This is a genomic window from Phyllobacterium zundukense (assembly GCF_025452195.1).
GTDB lineage: Bacteria > Pseudomonadota > Alphaproteobacteria > Rhizobiales > Rhizobiaceae > Phyllobacterium > Phyllobacterium zundukense_A.
This window is the reverse complement of sequence record NZ_CP104973.1, coordinates 3,034,317-3,061,041: the sequence shown is the minus strand read 5'-3', so window position 1 is coordinate 3,061,041 and position 26,725 is coordinate 3,034,317. Positions and strand designations below refer to the sequence as shown.

The window sequence follows — 26,725 nt, the reverse complement described above, 5'->3', positions numbered from 1 at the left end:
ACGATGCCAAAAACCTTTGCTTTTGTCGGTAACCTGAATCGCAATGCCTTGCCCGGTAAGGGAAAGGGCATCAGTGTCTTTCAATTCGATGATGAGACGGGAGATATGACGCTCACGAGCGAGTATCTGGCGATCGACAATCCAGGGTATCTGGCGATTGATGAGAAGCGCAAGCGCCTCTATGCCGCTGCGGAAGTTCCGGCGTGGAACGAGAATCTCGCCGCAGCCTTCGATATCGATCCCTCGACCGGTGCGCTGTCCTATATCAATATGCAATCGACGTTGGGGAACACTACCTGCCATCTTGGTTTCGACCAGACTCGCGAAATGATCTTCGCGTCGAACTACACGGTCGCCGAATTGGGCGCGCGGCCGGGGAATGCGATTACTGCCTTTGCGCTACGAGCAGACGGCGGGCTGGAGCCTGCCTTTGCCGCTGCAATCCATGAAGGCCCAAACGCCATTCTGCCGACCGACAAACGCCAGCACGGCCATTGTGCGGTTGCAAGTCCCGACAATCGGACTGTCTTTGTCTGCGATCTCGGGCTCGACCGGATTATGGCCTATAGACTGCCGAAGAAGGGCGAAAGCCTGTCCCTCGCCGCGACACCGTTTACGCAGCTGCCCCAAGGGGCGGGTCCACGCCACATGATATTTCACCCAGATGGCAAAGTTGCCTATGTCATCAACGAGTTGAACAGCACCGTTTCAGTTTTGAATTATAATCCGGAGAACGCGGCACTCACCGTGATCCAGACATTGCCGGCACTGCCGGAGGGCTTCACCGGGACCAATACCTGCGCGGAAATCGCCGTGAGCCCCGACGGCCGGTTCCTCTACGGATCCAACCGTGGTCACAACAGTATTGTCAGCTATGCCATCGCAGATTCGGGTGAAATTGCATTGATCGGCTGGACACCGTCGCAAGGGATTGGCCCGCGCAATTTCGCAATTGACCCGTCCGGCAAATTCATGCTGGTTGCCAATCAGAAAGGCGGCGGCATCGCCATCTTCAGACGCGATATTCATACGGGTGCACTTGAGGATACCGGCAAACGCGTTGCGCTGGACACACCCATGCGCATCGTATTCGGTACATTCCGCTAAGAAGGAGCCGCGATGTCGCGCATTGCCTATGTAAACGGTCAATATGTCCAGCATTCGGAAGCTGGTATCCACATCGAGGACCGCGGCTATCAGTTCGCCGACGGTGTCTATGAAGTCTGCGAGATAGCACGCGGCAATATCATGGACATGACCCGCCATCTCGACAGGTTGAATCGTTCGCTGTCGGAATTGAAGATTTCCTGGCCGATGGCTCGCAAGGCACTCCAGATCATTATCAAGGAAGTCGTCCGGCGGAACCGGGTTCACGACGGTCTTGTCTATTTGCAGGTGACGCGCGGTGTTGCCAGGCGCGATCACGTGTTTCCGTCGCCGGATACGCCACCAGCCATCGTCGTCACCGCCAAGCGCACCAGCCCTGCAGCATCGTCTGCTCGGGCAGCCAAGGGCATCAAGGTGATAACCGTGCCAGAAAACCGCTGGGAGCGGGTCGATATCAAATCCATTGGTTTGCTGCCAAATGTGATGGCCCGCCAGCAGGCGAAGGAACAAGGTGCCCAAGAAGCATGGTTCATCGATAGAGATGGTATCGTAAAGGAGGGCGCCGCGACGAATGCCTGGATCGTTACCAAGGACGGCGTTCTGGTCACCCGTCCCGCCGAGAGCGGAATCCTGCGCGGTATCACTCGCACCACCATTTTCGACGTGGCAGAAAGGTTGGGGCTGAAGATCGAGGAGAGGGGCTTTTCTGTCGATGAAGCAAAGAAGGCCAAGGAAGTTTTCATGACCGCCGCGTCAACAGTCGTCATGCCAATCGTTGCGATTGATGGCGAATCGGTAGCAAATGGCCATCCTGGAACAACTACACTTTCCTTGCGGGAAGCGTTTTTTGACATTGCGGAAAAAACGCCATCCTGTTAACCGGAGAGTGAGGGGACTAACAGAGCGCTATTTTTCACCTCCTGCTGGAGCAAAGAAAGTTTGCTTCCGCCGCAGAATTTTGTATGAGACACGTTTGCTGATCGCATAAAAGGACAAAAACAATGGCTGAACGATCGCAGAATCTTCAGGACCTTTTTCTGAATTCAGTCAGAAAACAGAAGATTTCTCTGACAATATTCCTCATTAATGGTGTGAAACTGACTGGAATTGTCACGTCTTTCGACAATTTTTGTGTGCTTTTACGCCGTGACGGTCATTCGCAGCTCGTCTATAAACATGCGATCTCGACCATTATGCCCAGCCAGCCCGTGCAGATGTTCGAAGTTGAAGAGAGCGAATAACTACTTTTGACAAAAGAAACGACGCGTAACGCACAGAACAATGGTGGGTCGACCGGCAACGGTGAAACCGCCAGAGAACCTACGCGTGCTATCGTAGTTGTGCCTGTCCTGCCACAGCGGTTTGCCGATGGCGGCAGTTCCGACGGCAGCGGGCGCTCGCAATTCCGACGTGAATTTCAGCGCAGCGACGATGCGCGGCTTGAAGAAGCGGAAGGGTTGGCGCGGGCGATCGACCTCGACATCGTCCATTCGGATATTGTTCAGGTTTCTGCGCCGCGCCCGGCTACATTGCTCGGAACCGGCAAGGTAGAAACAATTGGCGAGATCATTGAAGCTTCGCATGCGGAACTGGTGATCGTCGACCATTCGTTGACGCCGGTTCAGCAGCGCAATCTCGAAAAAGAATGGAATGCCAAGGTTCTCGACAGGACAGGCCTCATTCTCGAAATCTTCGGCCGCCGCGCCCAGACAAAAGAGGGCGCGCTGCAGGTTGAACTGGCGCACCTGACCTATCAAAAGGGCCGCCTGGTCCGCAGCTGGACTCACCTTGAGCGTCAGCGTGGTGGTGGCGGCTTCCTCGGCGGTCCCGGTGAAACGCAGATCGAGGCCGACCGGCGCGCTCTGCAGGAAAAGATCCTGCGCATCAAGCGCGAGCTTGAGACTGTCGTTCGCACGCGTACGCTGCACCGGGCCAAACGCAAGAAGGTGCCGCATCCGGTTGTTGCCCTTGTCGGCTATACCAATGCCGGCAAATCCACGCTGTTCAATCGCCTGACCGGAGCAGGGGTCGTCGCCGAAGACATGCTCTTCGCCACGCTGGACCCGACGCTGCGGCGCATCAAGCTCGAACATGGCGAAACGATCATTCTCTCGGATACTGTTGGTTTCATTTCCAACCTGCCGACCCATCTCGTCGCTGCTTTCCGCGCGACCCTGGAAGAGGTGGTCGAGGCCGACCTTATCCTGCATGTGCGTGATATTTCCGATCCGGACACCGCAGCACAGGCGGAAGACGTTCACGCGATCATGGAAAGCCTCGGCATCGAGCGCGGCGACACGAAACGCATCATTGAAGTCTGGAACAAGATCGATCTCTTGGATGAAGCCGGCCGCGAGGCGGCGCAGCGCTTGAGCGCCGCGGCGATTGGTAATGAGCATCCGATCCCGGTCTCGGCAATTACGGGTGAGGGCGTAGACGCCCTGCTCAAGGAAATCGAGGACCGGATCGCTGGCAAGCTCACCAAGGTCAAGGTCACGCTACAGCATAACCAGATGCGGCTCATGGACTGGATTTATCAGCATTCCAGCAATGTGAAGCGCAAGGATCTCGATGACGGCTCAATCGCACTAACGATGGATATGACAGTCAACTCGCAGGCAATGCTTGATGAGAAGATGCTGAGCAGGAATAACAGGTAAGGCGAGTTACTTCGCCGTCTCGGCTTCTTCCACAGCTTCCGTCGCCATAAACTGGCTATTTCACGCCATTTTACGGCCCGCCAAGCTGGGGCAGTCAGTAATGCCCCGGCTTATTGACTGTTCAGGGCGCCATGCCCGCTTATTTTATGAACTGGATGGTCTTGTCAGCCACCGTTGTCATTGGCGCGGGATTGCTGGCGATGACTGTGCCGGCCGGCTGGACTGTATCCAGTGACCAGACACTCACCAAACCGGGATTCATTTTGTCAAGGATATTCGGGATATCTTTCGTATCGGCATTCTTTGGCGCGTCGAAAATTTCGTTTTGGTTGACCCTGATATCTGTTTCAATTCGAATCATGGGAGTTCCTATCCGGTATCCATCACTGATCTTGACAAATTTTGTTCCGGCTTTAGGCTTTTCTTTGTCTAAGCTCAGCTTCCAGACTTCCACCTCCCCAGTCGTGCCGCCGATACCCTCATTGCGTATTGCATATTGGATATGGGGCGTTTTGGCATAATTGTTGATGTCCAGGCCCATGCCGGCTGCAAGCAGAAAATCCAGCTTGAAGTGGCGCTCATTGAGCTGCGAGATGCGATGCTGGTCCAGTTGCACGCTGGCAGCAGAATAATCCAAACAAATGTCGATGCCAAAAGGCAAACCCTCTATAATATCATTCTGAAACTTGCCGGTGATTAAGTTATCATTTGAATCATACGAGCTACCAACTGACGAGGTGACATAGCCGATCCTTACTTTGACATTGCTTGCAATGCTTGTGGTACATTTCAGTATCGGGTTTTTTAGCCCCGGATGCGACGGATTCGGCATCAACGAATTCAATTCTCTGCCATCACATCCAGCGTCTCTCTTTCTTTTGTCACCCAACTCGTCAAAATAATCGATGTGGGACACCACCCGTTTGGGCCAGATCATATAGGCAGGCCGCTTCTTGCCATCGTTCAGAGGCAGGTTGTGCGTGCACACGACTTGATTGAACGCCTCATAGATAGTGGAACCACCCACAGGTGTACCATTTGGTTTGCGGGGATCAGTCATTGGCTTCAGCATGGCAATTGTTCCCGGCAAGAGCACAATATGCCCGTATTGGTGCGCCGGAAATTTTTTGATCAAGGTTTTGACGTGCTTCGTCACCGTGTTCAGACATAGGTCTGCGCCAAGCTCCAGTTCTTCCTTAGTCCAGAAATCGCCAAAAGGCACATTCCAGTAGAACTCCGGAGCCGTGACGAAACTCACATCGAATTCTTTAGGCGACCGTTTTTCAAAGGCGGTCACCATGGCGCGATAGAGGAGCGCAAACCGGTTGTCCAATGAACGTTTCAGATAGCTCTCGATCCCTTCGAAGATCTTCGCCTCGCCAGCCAGTCTGACCGCGCCCGGCGTTCCCTCCCCAACCTCGCCGCGTGCGGAAACCTGCTTGAACGAGTGATACTGCAGGCTGTAGATGCCGACTTTCTTCGGGTTAGAGGGGGCTGGCGGCTGGCTCGTTTGATCAATCTGCGGCACCTTGCCGATAGGATTGTTCTCGCGCTCTATGCCAATGCCCCCAACGACCTGATCCTGTACACGTGCATCCGGCACAGTGCTGATTGTCTGGTCGATCGAAGGCTCTTTGTCGGCAAGATTGTTCACGGGATCTATGCCGTCGCCTATAATGACCGGTTCCTGTATACGTGGATCCGGCACAGTGCTGATTGTCTGGTTGACCGACTGCTCTTTGCCGGCAAGATTGTTCTCGCGCTCTATGCCGTCGCCTGTAATGACTGGTTCCCGTATACCTGCATCCGGCACAGCGCTGATTGTCTGGTCGACCGAAGGCTCTTTGTCGGTAAGATTGTTCTCGCGCTCTATGCCAATGCCCGGAGCGTCCTGGTTGGGCGAAGGTATCGGATTCTTGTCAATGAACGGCGGAATTTTGAGGTCCAGCTTGTCCGTTATGATGGTTTCAGTCGGCTTCTCCGGCGTCTTGACTGGCGGTGTGACAGGCGGCGTGAACGTGGATGTGCCGTCAGAAGTCCCACCGCCATCGCCGTCACACCCGCCCAGCATGGCCAAGAGCGGCGCTGTCGGCAGATAGGCGCAGGCCTTCAATAGGGTCCGTCGCATCGGGGAGGGCTGATCGGTAGCGCGAGCCGGCTTGCGGCCCGTTTCAAAAATGTCTTTCATCTAAACTCCAGAGAAAAATTGCTGAAATATCGGTCGTAACGTTTCGTGGTTTAATCGAACCACACGCTTTCACAGCAAGTAACGTGCCAAGTGAATATATTGGGCCAGAATTTTGCTTGGCTGGGGCCGATTGCCAAATTCAAGCCAAGACGGGCCATTTGGGCGCGTTAAATGCACGCCAGACAGCCAAATCACCAAGCAACAGTTGTGATGAGGTGTAGAGAATGCCCAATATTTATTCGGCATTTCGAAAATGCCTAACAATCATGCATGAGATTGGGCGCTATTTCGCCGTCTTGGCTTCCTGCCACAGCGCTTCCATCTCCTCGAGCGTTGCCGCATCGAGAGAGTGTTGCTGTTCGGCCAATTTGCGTTCGATGTAGTGGAAGCGCTTGCGGAATTTCTCGTTGGTGCCGCGCAGGGCGCTTTCGGGCTCCAACTTCAGGTGGCGGCCGAGATTGACGAGCGCAAAAAGCAGGTCGCCATATTCTTCTTCGGTATCCTGCCGATTGCCGCTGGCGATTGCTTCCTTCAGCTCGCCGATTTCCTCCTCGATCTTGTCAAGTATCGGCGCAGCTTCAGACCAGTCAAAACCGACTTTCGCGGCTTTCTGCTGCAGTTTCAAAGCCCGCATAAGGGCTGGGAAACCATGCGGAATATCGTCGAGAAAACCATCGGCTTCGGCGAGACCCAGATTGAGCGCTGCACGGCGTTCGCGGCGCTCGGCTTTTTCTTCGGCTTTGATCTTGTCCCACATGCCCTTGGCCATGCCGGCGCCGCGGGCCGCTTCTTCGCCGAAAACGTGCGGATGACGGCGGATCATCTTGTGGGTTATAGCCTGAACCACATCGCCAAAATCGAACGCCTTGAGCTCTTCGGCCATCCGGGCGTGGAAGACAACTTGCAACAGAAGGTCGCCGAGTTCCTCGCGCAGATCATCGATGTCATCGCGCTCGATCGCGTCAATGACTTCAAATGCCTCCTCGAGCGTATATGGCGCGATGGATTTGAAATCCTGCTCCAGATCCCAGGGGCAGCCGGTGACCGGCGTCCGCAAGGCAGCCATAATGTCGAGCAAGCGGCTTATGTCGCGTGATGGTTTCATGGATGCAGGATAGGCCAAGTCAGCAGCGGCGAATATGGCGAAGCGCCGCCATTGATTGCTTGTCCACAACGTGCACCCGGCGGGCAGGGCCTTCTATAATGATCTTGGCGGAACATAGAGGCAGATCGATCGCCGTGCCTTGGGATCGGCGCTGACCGTACAGCGATGGAAAAACTGATCCTTCGATGGTTTTATGCGGCTATCGCCGTAGCCGATCAGTTCCCCGGTAACGACAACACGGTAGCCATTTGGCGTTTCCAGGATGGCGCCATCCTTCTCCTGCCAACAATCGGTCATGCTGCAACATTCAGCACCATAGGCCCAGCCGAGCGGGGCGTCGTGAGCGAACGCCGGAGCTGCGAAGAGCAGGGCAATGACAAGGACCTTGTGGCGTATGGCTGACATCCTCCCGCTCTTGGGCTTGACGGATTTCACGCCGTCGCCTGCAGCAATGACACATACTACACCAATCCGGATAAACCGCTGATCGACTTCGGCGTCACGAATCGTTCGAGTTGGCCGGTGCCTTCGGATATGACCTTCCAGTTGCTGGCACCGAAATCGATTACCGCAAGCGCCGCAGTCGGGTATTTTTGTTGCAATCGGGATAGATTGTGCTGGCTTCCCGTTCTGATCAGTCCGAGGGCAAGATCATGGAGCCCGGGATTATGTCCGGCGACCAGCAACGCCTTAACGTCAGGTGGCGTTTCGTGGATAACGTCAAGGATCGCCTTGGCGGAAGCGTCGTAGAGCCGCGCCTCGATGATCTGCGTAATATCCTTCGGAAAGGCAGTTCGGATAAGTTCCCATGTTTCCATGGTGCGACGGGCTGTTGATATGATGGCAAGGTCGGGTAAAAGTCCTTGCTCCACCATGTAGATGCCCATCAACGGGCACTCCCGGCGGCCACGTTCCGCAAGCGGGCGCGCATGGTCGTCAACGTTGTCGGGCCTGCCCGACTTGGCATGGCGAAGAAGCATTAGCCTGCGCATCATCGGTCTTACCATGCTGGTTGACATCGCGACTATCGACCCAAACAGGAAAGGCTGAATGCATCTACCAATATGAGTCCTGGAGGATAATATAGGATTGAGTTGGGAAGGAAATAACAAAGGCGTTTACAGGATGATTGCGTTGGATCGTGGTAGGGAGAAGCATGCGAATGTCGATATTCCCTCTCCACCGGCTCCGGTCGAAATCGAACTGAAGCTGCGTGCCCCTCCAGGTTCGCTCGACCGGATTCGAACATCTCCTGTCCTTCAGCAAGATTGCCGAAACAAGGGGATGATACGCCGGTTGGAAACAACCTATTACGATACGGCTGACCATAAGTTGTTTGGCGCCGGCATTTCCCTGCGGGTTCGACGCAGTGGCAAGGTCCTGGTGCAAACCATCAAGCGAATGTCGGTCGATGATCCGCTGACACGGCAGGAATGGGAAGCGCCGGTCAAGACCTTGGCCCCGGATCTCGGAGCGCTGCCAGTGTCGGAAATCGATGGGATCTTCGACAGAATCGCCGTCGATCAGCTCGTGCCGATCTTTGTCACAAGGGTGCGCCGGCATCGTGTGACTGTCGATGTGTCCGAAGGACAGATCGAGGTTGCGTTCGACGATGGCGTGATTGAGGCCGGATCGCAACGGAAACCGTTATGCGAGGTTGAACTTGAACTAAAACAGGGCAGGGCAGCGGCACTCTATCAACTTGGCCTCGGCTTGATGGATATTTCGCCGTTGTGCCTTGAAACGCAGAGCAAATCCGCGCGTGGCTATGCACTCGCGCTTGGCATTGATCCAAGGGCTGTGAAGGCGGCCTCGTCTAACCTTGACTCCAAGGATACCGTAGATGAAGGCATCGCCAAGCTCCTTTCGAGCTGCCAGCAACAGATACTGGCAAATCTGTCTCCGGCAGAAAACGGCGGCGAACCCCAAGGCGTCCATCAGTTGCGGGTGGCGTTGCGGCGTCTGCGAACGGTTTTGTATTTGTTACGGCGCGAGTTGGAGACACCATCACTTCAGGCGCTCGATGCCGAGGCGAGGCGTTTCGCACAAACATTGGGACCAGCACGCAACTGGGATGTTTTTATCAAATCAACGCTCGCCGATATCGAGAAGACCAATCTGCCGGACATTGAATTCTCAAGGTTGCGCGACGCATGCGAGCCCTTCCTGGATCAAAGTTATGGCATGGTGCGTGATGGTATTGCTGCGGCGCAAACCAACCGTTTTCTTTTGTCACTGGGGCTCGTCATTGAGCGGAAAAGCTGGCGAACCGAGGTTACCAGTGAGGGTCTGCGGAGACTTGCAGAGCCGCTAACCAAATTTGCGTCCAACCTTCTTGACCGTATCGAGCAAAAGGCACTCAAGCGCGGGCGGCATTTTCGCCATCTCCGGCCTGAAGCGCGACACAAGCTGCGACTGACCTTGAAGAAACTGCGCTATGCTACAGAGTTCTTCTTGCCACTTTTTGCAAACCGGGGATCGACTGGAAAATATCTCAAGCAGCTGTCTCGACTGCAGGATGTACTTGGGGAAGCCAATGATATCCGAACCTCGCGAACTGTTCTGTCGAATATCCAGGATCGTGCGGAAAGTCCTGACCTGCATCGCGCCATTGGCGCTGTGATCGGCTGGCAGGGACATCGTGAAATGACGAGTGCCAGCCAGCTGAATGACAGATGGGGCAAGTTCAAACGAACCGCGCAATTCTGGTAGGGCGATACATATCTATCGTAAGTCGCGCTTCGGATTAGAACCCACCCGGCTACAATCCAATGTGGCAGCCAATTAGAAATGTCGCCGATTCTGCAAAGTAGAAATGTCATCCCGACAGACGCCGAGGCGCGTCGCCGGGCAGGGCGGAGACCTCAATATCGCAGCCCGGACCGGTGACATCCAGCGGGGCCCCAGCGGCCTTGTCCAGTAGTCTGCGTGTCCTTCGTTCCTCGACCCAGTCGTTCTTCCGTGAGGGTTTGCGCTCACGTTTTTGATAGGCGATGACCTCGCTGTTGGTCTTCACCTTCGGCGCAGGCAACGGATCCTGCTGCGCCTTGATCATCGACAGCACATCGCCCAGTCTTTTGTTCTCGGTCACAGCTGCGTGGGTCACACGTTGGTCCATATCGAACATTTTGTAGGGAAGGGCGATCCCTTTCCAGCGCATCTCCAGGCGCCCGTCCGCAAAGGCATAGGTGTCGATATATTTGCCAACCAGACCACGGGTAATCTCATTCTCCTCCAGCATGATGCGCTTGCGCTCATAGGAAAACGTCAGTTGCTCACCAACGTAGCGTTGTTCCCGCTTGCACAGAATCTCCCGCAAACGGTCCGGGACGACATTGAGCGGCCGGTGCAAATTCTCCGGGCGGATCGCAGTAACAGCGAATTGTTCGTTGAACCGCTCCATAAAGCTGGGCAGGAAGGCGTTGCCAGCCGCCATATCGTCGATCCCGGCCAGCCGCAGTTCCTTGACCAAACGGTCCTGCAAGGTGCGGTTGACCCGCTCGACACGACCTTTCGCCTGGCTCGAATTTGCGCACAGAATCTCGATGCTCAGCTCCGCCAGCGCCCGGCCGAACTGCGTCATGCCCTGGCCGTTCATGGCATCCTTCTTCGCCACACGGAACACCGAATGCTTGTCGGAGTAGAACGCAACTGGACGGCCATGGACCTTAAGGTAGAGCTCCAAAGCGTCGAAATAGGTGAAGGCGCTTTCCGAGCGCACAAACAAAAGCTGCATCAGCTTGCCGGTCGCATCATCGATGAACACCAGCAGCGTGCACCGATCGCCACGATCTTCAAACCAGTGATGATCGCTGCCGTCGATCTGGATCAGCTCGCCATAACACTCACGCCTCAACCGCGGCTGACGAAACGTCCGGCGCTGTTTGCGCGACAGCCAGATGCCGGCATCAGCCATCCATTTGCGCAACGTCTCGCGCGAAACCGAAAAGCCGTGCTCGGCCAGCTTCTCGGCCGCCAGCGTCGGACCAAAGTCAGCGTAGCGCTCGCGGATCAGCTGCAGCGCCAGATCCCGCACACCATCGTTGATCCGGTTGTTCGACCGGCGGCCGCGGCTCTGATGACGCAGTGCCGGCGCGCCTTCGAGACAGAATGTCCGCACGATCCTTTGCACTTGGCGAACACTCAGCGACAGCACAATTGCGGCCGACGCGAGCGCGCGGCGCCCTTCAACAACCTCCGATAAAACCTCGATACGATGCAGTTCGCGTTCGCTCATTAAAATCCATCCCAAAATCTGAATCCCATATCTCGTTGCGATGAACGAGAAGGTGACACACGGACATTTCTACTTTGCAGAAACAGGACATTTTAACTTTGCGGCTACATGAGAAGATCGCATAAGATAGATTATGGAACCGTCCTATACGGGCAAACAGGCAATTCAGCCTGCAATATCGGCGATTTGCGCCTTTGCAGCTTTAGCCAATGCCCTTGGTTCGCTTGGAAAAACGAAGTTGGTGCCCCCGGCTGCAGCCCACACCACATCGAACTGCATCAGAGTTTCGTCGGCATAAGTCTTGATGTCGATCAGATGTCCCAACGGTGAAACGCCGCCAATGGCAAAGCCTGTTTCCTTGCGGATATATTTGGGATCAGCCCTGTGCAATGTCTCGCCGGTCAGCCTGGCAGCTTTGGCAAGATCGAGCTTGCGCGGACCCGAAACGAGAAACAAATAGAGGTTTTGCGTATCAGTGCCTTGAAAAATCAAGGATTTGACGATCTGCTCGACGGTGACGCCGCACTGGATCGCCGCGTCTTCAGCCGTATGGGTCGAATCGGACATTTGGCGAATTTCGATATCAAGTCCGGCCGCATCAGCCGCCTGACGGACACGCTCGACGCTCTTGCTCATAGCGCGACCTCGAACGACAAGCCATCATAGGCCGGCTCGACGTTGTCCGGCGTCTCGCGCAGCACAGTTCCATAATCCAGTGGTATGTGCATATGGGTCAAAATTGCTCGACGTGGCTTGAGCTTTCCAATCCATTCTATTGATTCATTTAATGAAAAATGGCTTGGATGTGTCCTGTACTGCAGCGCATCGATGACCAGTGTATCAAGATCGAAGAGTTGCGCTGCTGTCGTATCGGGAAATGCGCTGACATCCGAACAATAGGCAACATCGGCGATCCGGAACGCTAGAGAAAGAATATCGCCATGGATCTGCGGCAGCGGCAGAAAGCGTATCGCGCCGCCCGGCCCGTCAATCTCGAAGGCTTCGTGATGAATAATCTCGTGCGGTCGCAGGATTGGTGGATAACTCGAACCTTCCGGTGTTTTGAAGCAATAGCCAAAACCTTCCATCAGGCGCCGCTGTGTCATCGCATCGGCATAGATATCCACCAAGTCGCGGCGATCGATGACGAATGTGCGCAGATCGTCGAGACCGTGGATATGGTCAGCATGCGCATGGGTATAGATAACCGCGTCTAGCTTTCCGGAGCCGAAATCGATCATCTGCGAGCGAAAATCCGGTCCCGTGTCGATGATCACGGTCGTCACACCGCCATGATGCGCAATGCGTTCAACCAGCATGGCTGCACGCCGTCGCTTGTTCTTCGGCTCGCTCGGATCACAACTGCCCCAATCGCCATTGATACGTGGTGTGCCCGGAGACGAGCCGCAACCAAGAATGGTGAAGCGCAAGCGATCAGGCATTTGTGGTTCCAGCACTTGGCCTTGGCATCTTGGTGAACAGGCGGAACACATTGTCTGTTGTTATTTTGGCGATCTCGTCTTCACTGACGCCAATCGTCTCGGCCAGTACAGCCGCCGTATGCCGGACAAAGCTTGGCTCGTTGCGATGGCCGCGATGCGGCATGGGCGCAAGATATGGCGCATCTGTTTCGACCAGAAGCCGATCTTGCGGCACGTTTTTGGCGATTTCACGTATCTCAGGTGAGTTCTTGAATGTCAGAATACCCGAGAACGACACATAGCCGCCGAGTTCTACGCCCACTCGCGCCAGTTCCGCACCGGACGAAAAGCAGTGCAAAATGAAGGGGAAGGCGCCCTTCCCTGTTTCTTCCGTCAGAATTGAAATCATATCATCGTCGGCGGCACGGGCGTGGATGACCAATGGCAAGCCAGTGGCGCGGGAAGCGGCAATGTGAGTGCGGAAACCCTGCGCTTGCGCATCCGGAGGCGCATAGTCGTAGTGGTAATCAAGGCCCGCTTCGCCGATGGCGACTACCTTCGGATGCTCCGACAAGCGGATCAGGTCGTCCGCTGTCACATCGAGCTCTTCATGCGCGTTGTTGGGATGCGTTCCAACCGATGCGTAGACGCTGTCATACTGCTCCGCGATCTTGATGATATCGCCAAAGCGCCGGACGCGTGTGCAAATCGTTACCAGCCGCGTGATGTCATGGTCCAGCGCCCGCTGAACGATGGTATCCCGTTCCTCGGCAAAATCCGCAAAATCCAGGTGGCAATGACTATCGACAAGCATGAAACTAGTCTGCTTTTTCTGCTTCGACGTAGCGCGGGAAGATCGGTTGCGGTGCCGGGAGTTCAGTGCCGGGTATCAATTCGCTGGCTTTCAGATCGACAAAGCCCCGCTTGTCCGCCGGCACAGCCAGGATATCCAGCAGTTTGGCCGACGAGCCCGGTATAAACGGCTGGCAAAGAATGCCAATACGACGGATCACTTCCGCCGTCACATAGAGCACCGTTTCCATGCGTGCCGGATCGGTTTTCTTAAGCGCCCATGGCTCCTGTGCGGCGAAATAACGGTTGGCTTCAGCCACGACACCGAAGATTGCTGCCAGCGCCTGATGGAGTGCTTGGCCGGCGACCGCCTTGCGAGCGGTATCGAGCGCCGCGACGGTCTGCTCGAGAATAGCCTTATCCGCGTCGGTCAGCGCACCCGGCTGTGGAACCTTGGCATCGCAGTTCTTTGCGATCATCGACAATGAACGTTGTGCCAGATTGCCGAGGTCATTGGCGAGGTCGGCATTGGTCCGGTTGACGATGGCCTCATGGCTGTAATTGCCATCCTGACCGAACGGGATTTCCCGCAGCAGGAAATAACGCAACTGATCAAGGCCGTAATGCTCCACCAATGCAGCCGGATCGATGACGTTGCCAACCGATTTCGACATTTTCTCGCCGCGGTTGAACACGAAGCCATGGCCGAAAACCCGCTTCGGCAGTTCGATACCAGCCGACCATAGAAAAGCTGGCCAATAGACCGAATGGAAGCGGATAATATCCTTGCCGATGATATGAACATCAGCAGGCCAATAACGCCAACGCTCGGCTTTTTCATCGGGATAGCCCGCGGCGGTGATGTAATTCGTCAGCGCATCGACCCAGACATACATGACGTGTTTTTCATCGCCCGGAACCGGAACACCCCAATCAAAGGTCGTGCGGGAGATCGAAAGGTCTTTCAATCCCGACTTGACGAAGGAGATGACCTCGTTGCGCCGCTCATCCGGGCCGATAAACTCGGGATTTTCGCTATAGAGTTTGAGCAAACGGTCCTGGTAGGCCGACAGGCGGAAGAAATAACTTTCTTCCTCTATCCATTCAACCGGCGCGCCCGTTGGAGCGTAGCGCACATTGTCGGCACGCAGCTCCGTCTCTTCTTCCTGGTAATACGCTTCATCGCGCACGGAATACCAACCGGCGTAACCACCTTTGTAGATATCCCCGGCATCAGCCATCTTCTGCCAGATGGCTTGCGATGATTTGTAATGCCGCTCTTCGGTTGTGCGAATGAAATCATCATAGGAAGCATTCAAAAGATGCCCCATGTCACGGAAAAGCTTGGCATTTCTGTCCGCAAGTTCGCGTGGCGTAATGCCCTCTTTGCGCGCAGTCTGCAGCATCTTGATGCCGTGTTCGTCCGTGCCACTGAGGAACAGAACGTCCTTGCCGTCATGGCGGTTGAAGCGCGCGATCGCATCGGTCGCGATAAGCTCATAGGCATGGCCGATGTGCGGGCTTCCGTTCGGATAGGAAATGGCAGTTGTGATGTAAAATGTTTCGCGGCTCATGCGTGACCTGATTTCGTCTTTGGTTTGGGCATCTTGGGAAAAACGTCTGGCTGACATAACGCAAGTCGGACCTGATTGCCATACCGGCAGGGCTCTATCTGCCCGATAGGGCGCGGTGCATTCTATCGAGGAAAATAAGAACAGTCTGCTTGCGGTCGAGATTGAAAGCAGCGGCTTCCCTCGCCTCGTTCTGCATGTCCTGCCAGAGACCAGACCAGCGGTTCGCCTGCGAACCATCGCCCTGCTCCGCGCTGAGCCGCGCCTTCACTGCTATGCGCCCCAACAGATCATCGAGAAAGAGATCGTACTGAATCTCGGCGTCGCGTCCTGACAGCGCCGTTGCCAGCGCCTGGGCCTTGGGCACGTCGAACACGGGATTGCTCAGGATAGCATCGGTCGCCTCCGAAATTTCCAGCCCGCCAAATGCCAGCAACAAGGCGGCTTTCCGAACACTGCCCTCCGCATGGGCGATGAGCGAATCCCCATCGGGCAACTGTGCGGTGTCGAGCTTGATCGCGGCTAGAGCAGCAAGCAGATCTTGGCGTTCAAGCGGTTCGAAACGGATCGACTGGCAGCGCGAGCGGATTGTCGGCAGCAGCCTGCCAGAAGAATGCGAGATCAGAATGAACAGAGTCCGCTGCGGCGGTTCTTCAAGAGTCTTCAGTAACGCATTGGCGGCATTGCGGTTCATGTCATCTGCCGGATCGACAATGACGATACGCCACGCGCCATCATGGGAGGTACGGTTGAGGAAATGCGCGACCCGCCTGATCTCATCAACCGTGATGCCGGTCTTGAACTTGCCGGTCTTGGCATCTATCGGGCGGCTGATATGCAGCACGGACAGATGCGTTCCGCTTGCAAGTTGCCGATACGGTGCCACTGTAAAATTCGGCTGCGCAAGCGTCAGTGGTGCCTCGCGTTCCGCAGGATATTTCAACATGTGACCGGCCAAATGAAACGCCAAAGTAGCCTTGCCGACACCCTGCGCACCCTCGAACAATAATGCGTGATGCATCTGACCGGACTGATAGGATTGCGCGAGGAAAGACCTTATCCCGGCGTGACCGAACAGCGCGGGATTGGCGGAAGGCGCGTGAACACCATCGATGGTATCGTGGGCTGCCGGCACGTCGAGGACGGCGTCGCTCATTTCGTCACCTCGGTGCCTTGCTTGGCGTTCATGCCGCGGCTGATCTTCAACCGGTCGACGAGTGCGGTAATGTCAGCTGCAATCTCATCGGCCGGGCGATTGGCAGCGATCACCTTGCAGCGCTCGGGTTCTGCGGTCGCAATGGCAAGATAGGCGTCACGGCGCTTGCGGTGCAGATCGATTGTTTCCTTTTCGAAACGGTCGGCAGTCCCTGCCCCACGCCGTGCATGGGCGCGTTGCAGACCGACCTCGGCCGGCAGGTCAAGGATGATCGTCATATCCGGCAGGAGACCGTTGATGGCGGCGCGTTCAATAGCTCGCATCAAATCTGGATCGAGATTGCCGGTCACACCCTGATAGACGCGGCTGGAGTCGATATAGCGGTCGCAGAGCACCATCCGGCCGGCCTTAAGCGCTTGACGTATAACTTGCTCCACATGGTCGTTGCGCGCCGCAGCAAACAGCAAGGCTTCCATCGCCGGGCCGAAAGGTTCGGCGGCGCCGCTCAATATGACATGGCGCACGGCTTCCGCACCCGGCGAACCGCCTGGCTCGCGCGTTACCAGCACATCATCGCCACTGGCGCGCAAATGATCCGCCAACCGGCCAATCTGCGTGGATTTGCCTGCGCCCTCGCCGCCCTCAAATGTGATGAATAGTCCTTGCACGCTATCAGCTGTCTTTCGATGCGAAGTCACTTTGTCTTTGAGATGGTTCTAACGCTCGAAAATAAAAAGGTCGAGGCGGGATTGTCTTAGAAATCGAGTCGCCGGACCCAACCTGTCGTCAATTCGAACACGGCGTCGAGCGAACGCTTTTTCAGATCACCATTCTCAATCGCTTCCGCCGTGTACACCGGCGTTTCCTGGACGAGCGCGTCGCCGATCCATATCCGCAATGTGCCGACCGGCTGATCGGGTTTCAGCGGCGCCGCCAATGGCCCTTGGTAGACCACGTGCGCCTTTAGACGGTCGCGGTTGGCGACCGGGATGAGAATGCTGATTTTCTCATGCGCTTTAAGTGCGACGGTGGATTTGACCCCGCCAAATACACTGGCTTCGCCAACCGTTTCGCCTTCCGCGAAGATGTCAACCTCCTCGAAGGCCTGATAGGCCCATTCGAAGATGCGCTTGGCCTCCTCGGCGCGTTCCTTGTCACTGGCAAGGCCGCTGAGCGCAACGAAATAACGCCGTCCGTTCCGCTCCGCGGCGCCAACAATACCGTAGCCGGACTGTTCGGTGTAGCCGGTACCCATCCCGTCGGCGCCAATATCGAGACGCAGCAGCGGGTTGCGATTGCGCTGGAAGATATTGTTCCAGGTGAAATTATCCTGCGCATAGGTTCGGTAATATTCGGGATATTCGTGTTTGATATGCCGCGCCAGAGTGACGAGATCTGTCAGCGAAACCCTTTGCTTCGGATCAGGTAGGCCGGTCGAGTTGGTGAAGGTCGAGCTCTTCAGGCCAATTTCCTTCGCCCGGGCGTTCATCATCTCGGCGAATTTCTGTTCCGAGCCGGCAATGCCCTCGGCGAGGATAATACAGCCATCATTGGCCGATTGCACAATGACACCCTGGATCAAGTCGCCAACGCTGACGGAGGATTTCAGCTTGGCGAACATGGTTGAACCACCCGATGGTGCCCCGCCTGTTCGCCAGGCATTTTCGCTCACGGTATACTGTGTCGATGGCGTAATCTCTCCTGTCTTGAGCGCATGGAAGACCACTTCCATGGTCATCAGCTTGGCAAGCGCCGCCGGCTCGATCAGTGTGTCAGGTGATTTTGCATAAAGAATCGTGCCGGTCTGGTCCTCGACCATCAGCGCCTGCTTGGCCTTGGTATCAAACAGCGCATCCTGGGCGTTCAGCGCGCTAGCTGAAGCGAGAGCCATGGCCACGCCAAGAGCAAGAATACGAAGTGGCGCAGTCAGAGAACGTCCAAGCCGTTCGATATCAATTGTCGTCATCACGGACGACGAATGCATCGACGGCACCAGCCTTCCACGCCGCCTGAAGCAGAGTGTCGGGGTTCTTTCCAGCGCTGGCCCGCGCGATCAGGGCGAGACGCGGCCCCTCAGGGCTGGCAATTTCGGACAGTTCCACCTTGCCAAGCGGAGTAAGCGCGGACATCACCCGTCGGGCTTCTGCTTTGCTGGCAAACAGGCCGACATCGATATATTCGCCCGAACCACCGGCGGCTCGCGGCATGTCGCTCATGCCCTTCCACGCGGTCGAAACAGCCTCTGGCGAAAGCAGGCTGTTTGCGGCCTGCACAGTGCTGTCCGCACTTGCGACGCGCTCGCTGGCATAGGAGCTGACGAACGGAGACACCTGCTTGCCACCCTTGAGCGAGCCGATGAGGATCGTCGGCTTGTCATCGATATATGGCCCGATCAGCGGTAGAACCGGAACGATATCCATGTTGAAGGAAAGCCCCGAATTGTCCATCGGAGCCATTGCCTGTTGCGGTGCTGCGAGGTGAACCGCCTGATCGTTCAGCGACATCGGTTGGCTGCCGAGGCTCGCCACCTGGATACCGGCTGGCTGAGGCAGCGCCATGCCTGGAATTGCCACAGGTGTATGCTGCGTCGGCGTCGGCCCATTCATGGCGATCATCACGCCCGAAGCTGGCTGCCCGATAGGATCCGGTGCGCCGGAGCCGCGATAGGAAGCCATCAGGTAATTATCATCGCGCCCTTCCAACGGTGCACGCCCGACATATTCGACCTTCACATTGGCTGTGCCGGTATCATGATAGTCGAGGAGTTGGGCCGCCTTTTGTGAAAGATCAATCAGGCGATTGCTGTGGTAAGGACCGCGATCATTGACGCGGACGATAACTGAACTGCCGTTGGTCAGGTTGGTAACACGGGCATAACTCGGCAAAGGCATGGTGGGATGCGCAGCCGAAAGGTGATTCATGTCGTATACTTCGCCATTGGCAGTCAGCCGGCCATGGAAGGCGGAACCATACCAGGAGGCCCTGCCCTTGCGGACATAACCCGGCTCTTCCCTGGGGTAGTACCATTTACCTGCGACCTGATATGCTCGGCCGGTCTGGTTACGCCCTCCGCCCCGCGGCATATTGCGGAAATCGGTGACGACGCGTGGACTGGCCTTCACACCATATTCTGCTTCGGCGAAATATTCCTTGCCATGGGTTCGTTTGGCGACTTTGACCTGCGGCGATGATGCACACGCTGCCATAAGGGCGCCCAGTGCAACTACTCCCACAACGCGAAAAGCTTTGGCTTTTGACAATGCAAACCGCCGGCCGCGCGGGCCGCCCCCAAGGATTTTGTAATTTGATAGACAGATCAGAATGCTGGCGCAACCCCGAGACCCATCATGGCAGCCGCACCAAGTCTATAAATGCCACCGATAGATTGATACCAGCTTAACAATATCTGGCGTCTGCTCTCTATTACCGCCATCTTGAACGCCACCAGCGGTATGTGTTTGGGATTGGTTCACTTTTTGTGTAGGGCGGACTCATACCAGGAGTTGTTCAGTGTTTGATCTTCTTTGCCTCACTGGCGAGCTTGTCCCTTACCCGGTCTGTCAGCATCTCGACGATGGAATCGGCATCTTCGAGGTGCAGATTCACATCCCGTTGCGGATAAGGGATCTCGATCCCCTCCTCGGCAAAACGGTCGATCAAAGTGAAGCGGATTTCGTTCTGAACAGTGCCGGAGTTGGATAGATCCGCGAGATGGACGCGCATCTCGAATTGCATGACTGACTCGCTGATTGCACTAAACGCGACAAACGGTTCCGGGTTCTTCAAGACAAGCGGGTGACCGCGGGCTATTTCCGTCAGGATGGCATGCACACGGCGGGGGTCGACCTTATGCGAAACGCCAATCGGGATATCGACGCGGCCAAGCTTGTTGCGATGCGTCCAATTGCCGACACTGCCGTTGATAAAAGATGAGTTTGGAATGATGAGGGACTGACGCTGAAAGGTTTCGACCTCCGTTGCCCGGACGCTGATCTTCTTGACAATGCCGCCGACGCCGCCGGTCTCGATCCAGTCGCCGACCTTGAAGGGTCGTTCTGCCAGCAGGATAAGACCGGAAACAAAGTTCGAGACGATCGCCTGCATACCGAAACCGATACCGAGCGACAGACCGCCGGCGACCAAGGCCAGACTGGAAAGGTTGATGCCGGCCGCTGAAATGCCGATGACGCCTGCTATGCCGAGGCCAAGGTAGCCAACAGCGGTGCGGATCGAATTGCGTACGCCTGAATCGAGCCTGCCGCGCGCCATGACCCGATTGTCGAGCCACCCCTGGAACCAGCGCGTAAACCCGTAGAACAGCGCGAACAACAGAACGCCGATTGCAATCGAAACCAGTGAAATATTGACCGAACCGATCTGGAAGCCCGTCGCGATTGCGACGAACCAAGCTGACATTTCGCTCCACTGGAATCCCCACAGCAGAAGGATTATCGGAATGCCCAGCGCTAGAACCAAGATATTGATGACGATACTCAACACCAGACCGAGCTGGTCCAGAGCAGTCTCATCCATACCAAAACGGTTCTGTACTGCCCGTCCAAGCTTCGTTCCCGTGAGTGCATTCTCATCGGATACCGCGCGCGCTGTCAGGAAACCGAGGTACATCGTGACGACCACGGCGCCATTGATAACGATCTGCTGGGACACGAAGCGTGCCAGACCGATATAGCCCAGAAGCGCCGCGACGATAGGCACAAGGCCGATCGTATAGAGAAACACGCGCATAGCCCTCGGCCATGGCTTGATGTTGCCGGTTTCTTCGTCTTCCAGCGGCCGCAATGACCCCATGGCGATGATGAGCAGGCCCATCAGAACGGTAGCAAAGAGACTCTTTGCGACAGTCAACGACAATGGCGAACCAGCGATCTGATTGACTGTATCGGCGATGTAGTCCAGCCCGGTGATTGTTGCTGTGGCCGTGATCAGCACCATCAGGATACGGCCTGGCCGCGGCGCTATGCGCACCAGACGCCAGTTTGGTGCTCCCGGACAGATCACCGCCTGGGCCAGGGCGTGAACAAAATACACGATGCCGATAACGCAAAACAGCATATAGATAAGTGATGCAATATCTGGTCGCAACACGTTGAAGTAATTGAGGAATAAGTAGGTCGTGACAAGGAAGACAACCACCGTCAGCGACCGCATGAGCGTCGACCAGAACGCGACAGCGAGGCGGCTGAGATAGGATGGCGATTCAATAGTCGCGTCACGCAGATAAAGATGGCCGAGTGTCCGCTGACCGCCTATCAGCAAAACGAGCGCTGCAATCGCCGCAAAAAAGGCAGCGGCCAGCATGGATTGCCATTTGAAAGAAACGACGAACCGCCACCAGGATGAAACAACCTGATTCATCGTTCGGATTTCCTGGCCGTAGGCTTCGGCGACTTCGCTACCGAGCGAATAATTGATGTTGACGCGCTGCGAAAGCGTGTTGGTGAACAATTCACGCCGTGCATCGACGGTTCGCTCAATCATCTTGTTGGCCGCGATCAACTGATCCTCGGTCTCGCCGAGGACGGCATTGATTTCGGCCTTCTCGGTGATCAGCTTCGCCCGCTCATCGGTGACGATCTGCGCTTCAGGCGGCTGGCCTTGGGCTGGTGGAGGACCGAGCTGATCCAGCCGCGAATTGATTTCCGTGACACGCGGTCTGAATGACACGCCGATGTCCAACAGTTTTTTGGCGCTGGCCTCCAGATTGAGGCGCAGATCCGCCAATGCTGCGTCGGTGTCGGCCTTCTCCATTTGTTGGGCATAGTCTGCGATTTGCTTCTTCACGGCATCGATTGCCGGGCGCTGTTCCGCGACAATGCCCGTAACAGGAGCTTGCGCAGGCGCTTGCGCTGCCGCCGCATGTACCGCGCAGGCGAGAATCAAAACCGTATAAATCGCCAGAAGCATCTGCCGGACGGAGGAAGGAATCACAGGGTCAAATCCACGTAAAAACAATTTTCAGCGCACGATTGCCCGTTCATGTCGGCACAATCAAGGCATTTTACGCTTTATATTGGCAGACGGACGATCTGTTGCCGTTCCGATATTGCGCCTGCGCCTGTCCCCCGGCTTTCCCAACAAACCTTCTCCGCCGCCCGGCTGGATGCGCCCATGACCAATCAAGGTGCCGGATTTAGAGTGACAGTCGTAACCCCTCCGGCGAAGTTGATGCCCTCCTGGCCCTCCACCGAAACGGGCTGCAAGGAAAATGCTCTGCCCGTGCCGCCCACAAGTATGTTAGCACCCGCGCCGGGCCCGACCGAGGCGTTTGCCCCGACACCGGCATAGGTACCTGCGAGCGCTCCCGCTGGAAGTCCACTCGTCGCTGCAACGACACCCCAGACCAGATGCCCCGATGCAACTTCTCCGATTGCAATGCCAAATTCGTCGATTGATCCGGTGTAATTGTCGGTGTTACCGCCTTTGTCCTGCTTGAATGTGCAGGAAAGCTTTTGCTTCTCCACGACAAACATACCTATCCCTTTGGACACATCGCAGGCGAGCATTCCAATCTGGGTGGATTGCGCACCTGCATCAAAAGGAATGAACACGGCGGCACACCCAAGAATCCTATGGAAAAAAGTCATTCGCAACTCCTATTGTTCGATCCGTTGGAAACAACGTTGGGCGGTTTCGAGCGATACACTGAAACCCCATAGGTTCGTTGCAGACCGAAGAAGTGAAGTACGTAACAGTTACAGGGAGGCTGTCCGAAGAACATTCGACGCCCGAACTTCGCACCTGACAATTGACTTGGGACTGATTGGACCGAACGTTGCGAGTAGTCTGGTTCATCACCACCCGGGCGGATAGAACCGGGGCTGCAACTCTTCTTGAGCTCATAAGGACAAAAGGATGGACGAACTTTCAACCACCACGCCTGTTCTGGAAATTGCGGTTGGCACGCTGATATTGATCATTGTCATTTTCGTCCACGGCGCGGGCATCAGAGTCATAAATCGACGCTTCAGCAGATCCTGGATTCATATGACAAGAAGCACGCCACATTGGCGACTAAACCTGCTGCTGGCGGTCACCATCGCGTCCCTTGCAACGTTGCATTTTGCCGAGACCCTTATCTGGGCCATTCCGATTTCTGCGCGAGGTTTAATTCCCTCGATGCGGGACAGCTATTATTTCGTATTGGAAAACTACACCACACTCGGCGAAGGTACCATCCGATTGCCTGATCAGTGGCGGTTGCTCGGACCAGTCATAGCGATATCCGGTTTGTTCACCTTCGGGTGGACGGGCAGCGTGCTCGTAAGCATCATGACGGAGTTTGGCAGGCTCGACAGGGAGCGCGCCAAGGGATTGGACGATGGCGCTTCTTCGGAAGATTCCGGCAACCGGAATAGCTCCTGACGTCCGTACAGAAGTTGAACAATTAAAACTTTAAGGGCCTGCCGGCAACGTCCGTGTTTGTAACTGTTACGTACTTCACCGGCAGCTGATCCAAGAATAATTTGAAGTAGCAGACATAACTTCGAGTAAAATACTTAGTCGGCGTTTAAACGGAGGACACCTCACGGCTGCGAATTTGCGTAAATCTGCTCACCATCGAACACCCAATCAGCATTGCTCGGATCGCTGTTTCGTACAGCCGGGAGGGACGTTTCAGGCCGCCGAACGCGGCCTCCGTGATCTCGTCAAAAATGAATACGCAATGTCAAACGGAGAAGCTAAAAATGACCGGGAGAACCCTGAAGTTCAGTCTTGGTGCTTTGGTAGCCGGGACGATGTTATGCGGTGTGCTCGCACCCGCCGAGGCGCAGGACGCGCAAAAGAAGCCCAACATCCTGTTCATCGTGTCCGACGACACTGGCTATGGCGACCTCGGTCCTTATGGCGGCGGCGAAGGACGGGGCATGCCAACGCCGAGCATCGACAAACTGGCGAGCGAGGGCATGACCTTCTTTTCGTTCTACGCACAACCAAGTTGCACACCTGGCCGTGCCGCCATGCAGACGGGCCGCATTCCGAATCGTAGCGGCATGACGACAGTAGCGTTCCAGGGTCAAGGCGGAGGCCTGCCGGCGGCCGAATGGACGCTTGCCTCCGTGCTCAAGCGCGGCGGCTACCACACTTACTTCACCGGCAAATGGCATCTTGGTGAAGCCGATTATGCCCTGCCCAATGCCCAGGGCTACGACGAGATGAAATATGCCGGCCTCTATCACCTCAATGCCTATACATACGCGGACCCGACCTGGTTCCCCGACATGGATCCTTCGCTCCGTGCAATGTTTCAGAAGGTGACGAAGGGTGCGCTGTCCGGCAAGGCCGGTGGTCCGGTGACAGAGGAATTCAAGGTCAACGGCCAATATGTCGATACCCCGACGATCGACGGCAAGGAAGGCGTCGTCGGCATCCCGTTCTTCGACAGTTACGTCGAGAAGGCAGCGATTGAATTCCTTGATGCAGCATCACAGAAGCCGGACGAACCTTTCTTCATAAACGTCAACTTCATGAAGGTCCATCAGCCGAACATGCCGGCGCCCGAGTTTCAGCTGAAATCACTGTCGAAGAGCAAATATGCGGATTCGGTTGTCGAACTCGACACCCGCATCGGCCGGATCATGGACAAGCTGCGTGAGACAGGCATGGACCGGAACACGCTGGTTTTCTACACCACTGACAACGGCGCGTGGCAGGATGTCTATCCGGATGCCGGATACACGCCTCTCCGCGGTACCAAGGGCACCTTGCGTGAGGGTGGCAATCGCGTTCCGGCGATCGCCGTATGGCCTGGCAAGGTCAAGCCCAACACAAAGAACCACGAGCTCCTTGGCGGTTTAGACCTCATGGCTACGTTTGCCTCGGTCGCTGGTGTGCCATTGCCCGACAAGGACCGCGAAGACAAGCCAATTATCTTCGATAGCTTTGACATGACACCTGTGCTGACCAGCTCGGGTCCATCGCCACGCAAATCCTGGTTCTATTTCACCGAGAACGAGCTTTCACCCGGCGCTATTCGCGTTAACAACTACAAGTTCGCGTTCAATCTTCGTGGCGATGACGGAGCCTCGACCGGCGGACTGGCAGTCGATTCGAACCTCGGCTGGAAGGGCGCGGAAAAGTATGTCGCCACGGTACCCCAGGTGTTCGACCTGTGGCAGGACCCGCAGGAACGCTATGATATCTTCATGAACAACTTCGCCGAGCGGACCTGGATGGGTGTGGTCATGGGCGAGGAACTTCAGAAAATCATGAAAACTTATGTTGAGTATCCGCCCCGCAAGATGCAGAGCGTCGGCTACACAGGACCCATCACGCTTTCGAATTATCAGAAGTTCGAGTGGGTGCGGGACTCGCTCGCGAAGGAAGGCGTTACTATTCCACTGCCAACCGGCAATTGATACTGAAATACCCCCCGGCCGAGCCGGGGGGCCTCTCGCTCAATCCGCTTGCGCGTATGGACACGCGTAGATGGCATTGGAGGATTTCATCATGTTCAAAGCTTATCTTGCCAAAGTTGCCTGCGTTGCAGCGCTGGGTATCGCGGCCATCCTTCTTGTCGCTGTCCCGGCGTTGGCGCAAAACGATCCCCTGCCGTCATGGAACGACACGGCACCAAAGGCGGCCATCGTCGCTTTCGTCGAGAAGGTGACCAAGGAAGGCTCAACCGACTTCGTGGCGGAACCGGAACGCATCGCCGTGTTCGACAATGATGGCACCTTGTGGGTCGAGCATCCGATGTACACCCAGCTCGCCTTCGCTCTCGACCGGGTAAAGGCCGAGGCCGCATCGCATCCGGAATGGAAGGAAACGCAGCCATTCAGGGCAGTGCTCGAAGGGGACATGAAGACCCTTGCCGCAGCCGGCGAAAAGGGGCTGTTGGAGCTCATCATGGCGACCCATGCCGGAATGACCAGCGAGGAGTTCCAGAAGATCGTCACCGACTGGATTGCAACCGCGCGAGACCCGCGCTTCAAGAAGCCTTACACCGAGCTGGTCTATCAGCCGATGCTCGAACTGCTCGCCTATCTGCGCGCCAATGGCTTCAAGACCTTCATCGTATCGGGTGGTGGCATCGAGTTGATGCGGCCCTGGACCGAAAAGGTCTATGGCGTTCCGCCCGAGCAGGTCGTCGGCTCATCGATCAAGACGCAGTTTGAGATGAAGGACGGATCCCCGACCCTGATGCGGCTGCCGCAAGTCAACTTCATCGACGACAAGGCCGGCAAGCCTGTTGGTATCAACGAGCACATAGGCCGTCGCCCGATCGCCGCGTTCGGCAATTCCGATGGCGATCTCGAGATGCTGCAGTGGACGACCCTGGGCGACAAGCCCGCTTTCGGCATGATCGTACACCACACCGATGCCGAGCGCGAATATGCCTACGACCGGAATACGGAATTCGGCCGCCTCGATACGGCGCTCGATGCTGCTGCCGTGAACCAGTGGACCGTCGTGGACATGAAGGCCGACTGGAAGCAGATTTTTCCAGAGAAATAGGACGGACAGCCG

General features: G+C 56.1%; 23 protein-coding genes. 8 read left to right on the top strand and 15 right to left on the bottom strand.

Annotated features, from left to right (window positions below; genetic code table 11):
- Nucleotides 1–3 precede the first annotated feature (3 nt).
- From N8E88_RS27350 to hflX, 4 genes are all read left to right on the top strand, one after another.
- Nucleotides 4–1,107, top strand: a complete 1,104-nt coding sequence (locus N8E88_RS27350; RefSeq protein WP_262293317.1) for a lactonase family protein — start codon at nt 4–6, stop codon at nt 1,105–1,107.
- Nucleotides 1,108–1,119: 12 nt separating this feature from the next.
- On the top strand, nt 1,120–1,986 hold the full coding sequence (locus tag N8E88_RS27345) for a D-amino-acid transaminase (protein ID WP_262293316.1): 867 nt from the start codon (nt 1,120–1,122) through the stop codon (nt 1,984–1,986).
- Between the two features lie 122 nt (nt 1,987–2,108).
- Entirely contained in the window at nt 2,109–2,348 is a 240-nt protein-coding gene (hfq, locus tag N8E88_RS27340) for an RNA chaperone Hfq (RefSeq protein ID WP_106716647.1), read from the top strand.
- Between the two features lie 6 nt (nt 2,349–2,354).
- On the top strand, nt 2,355–3,767 hold the full coding sequence (gene hflX / locus N8E88_RS27335; RefSeq protein WP_315975267.1) for a GTPase HflX: 1,413 nt from the start codon (nt 2,355–2,357) through the stop codon (nt 3,765–3,767).
- Nucleotides 3,768–3,906: 139 nt separating this feature from the next.
- On the opposite strand, the gene N8E88_RS27330 is transcribed toward hflX, so the two are convergent.
- The 4 genes from N8E88_RS27330 to N8E88_RS27315 form a co-directional block, all read right to left on the bottom strand.
- Nucleotides 3,907–5,844: a hypothetical protein gene (locus tag N8E88_RS27330; protein WP_262293315.1), complete on the bottom strand. Its 1,938-nt coding sequence runs from the start codon at nt 5,842–5,844 to the stop codon at nt 3,907–3,909.
- A 394-nt stretch (nt 5,845–6,238) separates the two neighbouring features.
- Nucleotides 6,239–7,060 (bottom strand): nucleoside triphosphate pyrophosphohydrolase, encoded by an 822-nt coding sequence (gene mazG / locus N8E88_RS27325; protein WP_262293314.1) that lies wholly within the window; start codon nt 7,058–7,060, stop codon nt 6,239–6,241.
- Between the two features lie 93 nt (nt 7,061–7,153).
- Nucleotides 7,154–7,465: a hypothetical protein gene (locus N8E88_RS27320; protein WP_262293313.1), complete on the bottom strand. Its 312-nt coding sequence runs from the start codon at nt 7,463–7,465 to the stop codon at nt 7,154–7,156.
- Nucleotides 7,466–7,521: 56 nt separating this feature from the next.
- A complete protein-coding gene (locus N8E88_RS27315; protein ID WP_262295656.1) occupies nt 7,522–8,052 on the bottom strand; it encodes a SixA phosphatase family protein in 531 nt (176 codons plus the stop codon).
- 142 nt (nt 8,053–8,194) lie between these two features.
- Here N8E88_RS27315 and N8E88_RS27310 point away from each other — a divergent pair, with 142 nt between their 5' ends.
- The gene (locus N8E88_RS27310; protein ID WP_262293312.1) at nt 8,195–9,772 is read left to right on the top strand and encodes a CYTH and CHAD domain-containing protein; all 1,578 of its coding nucleotides are present in this window, start codon (nt 8,195–8,197) and stop codon (nt 9,770–9,772) included.
- Between the two features lie 106 nt (nt 9,773–9,878).
- On the opposite strand, the gene N8E88_RS27305 is transcribed toward N8E88_RS27310, so the two are convergent.
- From N8E88_RS27305 to N8E88_RS27255, 11 genes are all read right to left on the bottom strand, one after another.
- On the bottom strand, nt 9,879–11,312 hold the full coding sequence (locus tag N8E88_RS27305; protein ID WP_262290503.1) for an ISNCY family transposase: 1,434 nt from the start codon (nt 11,310–11,312) through the stop codon (nt 9,879–9,881).
- Between the two features lie 150 nt (nt 11,313–11,462).
- Nucleotides 11,463–11,933, bottom strand: coding sequence for a YbaK/EbsC family protein (locus N8E88_RS27300; RefSeq protein ID WP_262293311.1), 471 nt, complete (start codon nt 11,931–11,933; stop codon nt 11,463–11,465).
- Nucleotides 11,930–12,739, bottom strand: coding sequence for an MBL fold metallo-hydrolase (locus tag N8E88_RS27295; protein WP_410010623.1), 810 nt, complete (start codon nt 12,737–12,739; stop codon nt 11,930–11,932). Before N8E88_RS27295 ends, N8E88_RS27300 begins: the two co-directional genes overlap by 4 nt.
- The gene (locus tag N8E88_RS27290; protein WP_262293309.1) at nt 12,732–13,532 is read right to left on the bottom strand and encodes a TatD family hydrolase; all 801 of its coding nucleotides are present in this window, start codon (nt 13,530–13,532) and stop codon (nt 12,732–12,734) included. Before N8E88_RS27290 ends, N8E88_RS27295 begins: the two co-directional genes overlap by 8 nt.
- A 4-nt stretch (nt 13,533–13,536) precedes the next feature.
- Complete coding sequence (gene metG, locus N8E88_RS27285) at nt 13,537–15,084, bottom strand: methionine--tRNA ligase (RefSeq protein ID WP_262293308.1); 1,548 nt, start codon at nt 15,082–15,084, stop codon at nt 13,537–13,539.
- A gap of 94 nt (nt 15,085–15,178) precedes the next feature.
- The gene (locus N8E88_RS27280; RefSeq protein ID WP_262293307.1) at nt 15,179–16,237 is read right to left on the bottom strand and encodes a DNA polymerase III subunit delta'; all 1,059 of its coding nucleotides are present in this window, start codon (nt 16,235–16,237) and stop codon (nt 15,179–15,181) included.
- Entirely contained in the window at nt 16,234–16,905 is a 672-nt protein-coding gene (tmk, locus tag N8E88_RS27275; protein WP_262293306.1) for a dTMP kinase, read from the bottom strand. The genes N8E88_RS27280 and tmk overlap by 4 nt, the downstream gene beginning before the upstream one ends.
- Before the next feature lie 86 nt (nt 16,906–16,991).
- Nucleotides 16,992–18,128, bottom strand: a complete 1,137-nt coding sequence (locus N8E88_RS27270) for a D-alanyl-D-alanine carboxypeptidase family protein (protein WP_262295655.1) — start codon at nt 18,126–18,128, stop codon at nt 16,992–16,994.
- Nucleotides 18,129–18,189: 61 nt separating this feature from the next.
- On the bottom strand, nt 18,190–19,443 hold the full coding sequence (locus tag N8E88_RS31610; protein WP_315975266.1) for a septal ring lytic transglycosylase RlpA family protein: 1,254 nt from the start codon (nt 19,441–19,443) through the stop codon (nt 18,190–18,192).
- 301 nt (nt 19,444–19,744) lie between these two features.
- Nucleotides 19,745–22,186 (bottom strand): mechanosensitive ion channel family protein, encoded by a 2,442-nt coding sequence (locus N8E88_RS27260; RefSeq protein WP_262293305.1) that lies wholly within the window; start codon nt 22,184–22,186, stop codon nt 19,745–19,747.
- Between the two features lie 188 nt (nt 22,187–22,374).
- A complete protein-coding gene (locus tag N8E88_RS27255) occupies nt 22,375–22,842 on the bottom strand; it encodes a DUF992 domain-containing protein (protein WP_114430106.1) in 468 nt (155 codons plus the stop codon).
- A 268-nt stretch (nt 22,843–23,110) separates the two neighbouring features.
- Here N8E88_RS27255 and N8E88_RS27250 point away from each other — a divergent pair, with 268 nt between their 5' ends.
- From N8E88_RS27250 to N8E88_RS27240, 3 genes are all read left to right on the top strand, one after another.
- Nucleotides 23,111–23,620, top strand: coding sequence for a two pore domain potassium channel family protein (locus N8E88_RS27250; protein ID WP_262293304.1), 510 nt, complete (start codon nt 23,111–23,113; stop codon nt 23,618–23,620).
- A gap of 323 nt (nt 23,621–23,943) precedes the next feature.
- On the top strand, nt 23,944–25,614 hold the full coding sequence (locus N8E88_RS27245) for an arylsulfatase (protein WP_410010622.1): 1,671 nt from the start codon (nt 23,944–23,946) through the stop codon (nt 25,612–25,614).
- 91 nt (nt 25,615–25,705) lie between these two features.
- The gene (locus N8E88_RS27240) at nt 25,706–26,713 is read left to right on the top strand and encodes an HAD family hydrolase (protein ID WP_262293303.1); all 1,008 of its coding nucleotides are present in this window, start codon (nt 25,706–25,708) and stop codon (nt 26,711–26,713) included.
- Nucleotides 26,714–26,725 lie beyond the last annotated feature (12 nt).

Coding starts and splice junctions, on each gene's coding strand:
- N8E88_RS27295 (WP_410010623.1), bottom strand. CDS start 12,739: ATGCCTGATCGCTTGCGCTTCACCATTCTTGGTTGCGGCTCGTCTCCG.
- N8E88_RS27270 (WP_262295655.1), bottom strand. CDS start 18,128: ATGGCTCTCGCTTCAGCTAGCGCGCTGAACGCCCAGGATGCGCTGTTT.
- N8E88_RS27250 (WP_262293304.1), top strand. CDS start 23,111: ATGGACGAACTTTCAACCACCACGCCTGTTCTGGAAATTGCGGTTGGC.
- mazG (WP_262293314.1), bottom strand. CDS start 7,060: ATGAAACCATCACGCGACATAAGCCGCTTGCTCGACATTATGGCTGCC.
- N8E88_RS27300 (WP_262293311.1), bottom strand. CDS start 11,933: ATGAGCAAGAGCGTCGAGCGTGTCCGTCAGGCGGCTGATGCGGCCGGA.
- N8E88_RS27290 (WP_262293309.1), bottom strand. CDS start 13,532: ATGCTTGTCGATAGTCATTGCCACCTGGATTTTGCGGATTTTGCCGAG.
- N8E88_RS27345 (WP_262293316.1), top strand. CDS start 1,120: ATGTCGCGCATTGCCTATGTAAACGGTCAATATGTCCAGCATTCGGAA.
- N8E88_RS27255 (WP_114430106.1), bottom strand. CDS start 22,842: ATGACTTTTTTCCATAGGATTCTTGGGTGTGCCGCCGTGTTCATTCCT.
- N8E88_RS27245 (WP_410010622.1), top strand. CDS start 23,944: ATGACCGGGAGAACCCTGAAGTTCAGTCTTGGTGCTTTGGTAGCCGGG.
- N8E88_RS27315 (WP_262295656.1), bottom strand. CDS start 8,052: ATGCGCAGGCTAATGCTTCTTCGCCATGCCAAGTCGGGCAGGCCCGAC.
- N8E88_RS27280 (WP_262293307.1), bottom strand. CDS start 16,237: ATGAGCGACGCCGTCCTCGACGTGCCGGCAGCCCACGATACCATCGAT.
- N8E88_RS27240 (WP_262293303.1), top strand. CDS start 25,706: ATGTTCAAAGCTTATCTTGCCAAAGTTGCCTGCGTTGCAGCGCTGGGT.
- hfq (WP_106716647.1), top strand. CDS start 2,109: ATGGCTGAACGATCGCAGAATCTTCAGGACCTTTTTCTGAATTCAGTC.
- N8E88_RS27350 (WP_262293317.1), top strand. CDS start 4: ATGCCAAAAACCTTTGCTTTTGTCGGTAACCTGAATCGCAATGCCTTG.
- metG (WP_262293308.1), bottom strand. CDS start 15,084: ATGAGCCGCGAAACATTTTACATCACAACTGCCATTTCCTATCCGAAC.
- N8E88_RS31610 (WP_315975266.1), bottom strand. CDS start 19,443: ATGGCAGCGTGTGCATCATCGCCGCAGGTCAAAGTCGCCAAACGAACC.
- N8E88_RS27320 (WP_262293313.1), bottom strand. CDS start 7,465: ATGTCAGCCATACGCCACAAGGTCCTTGTCATTGCCCTGCTCTTCGCA.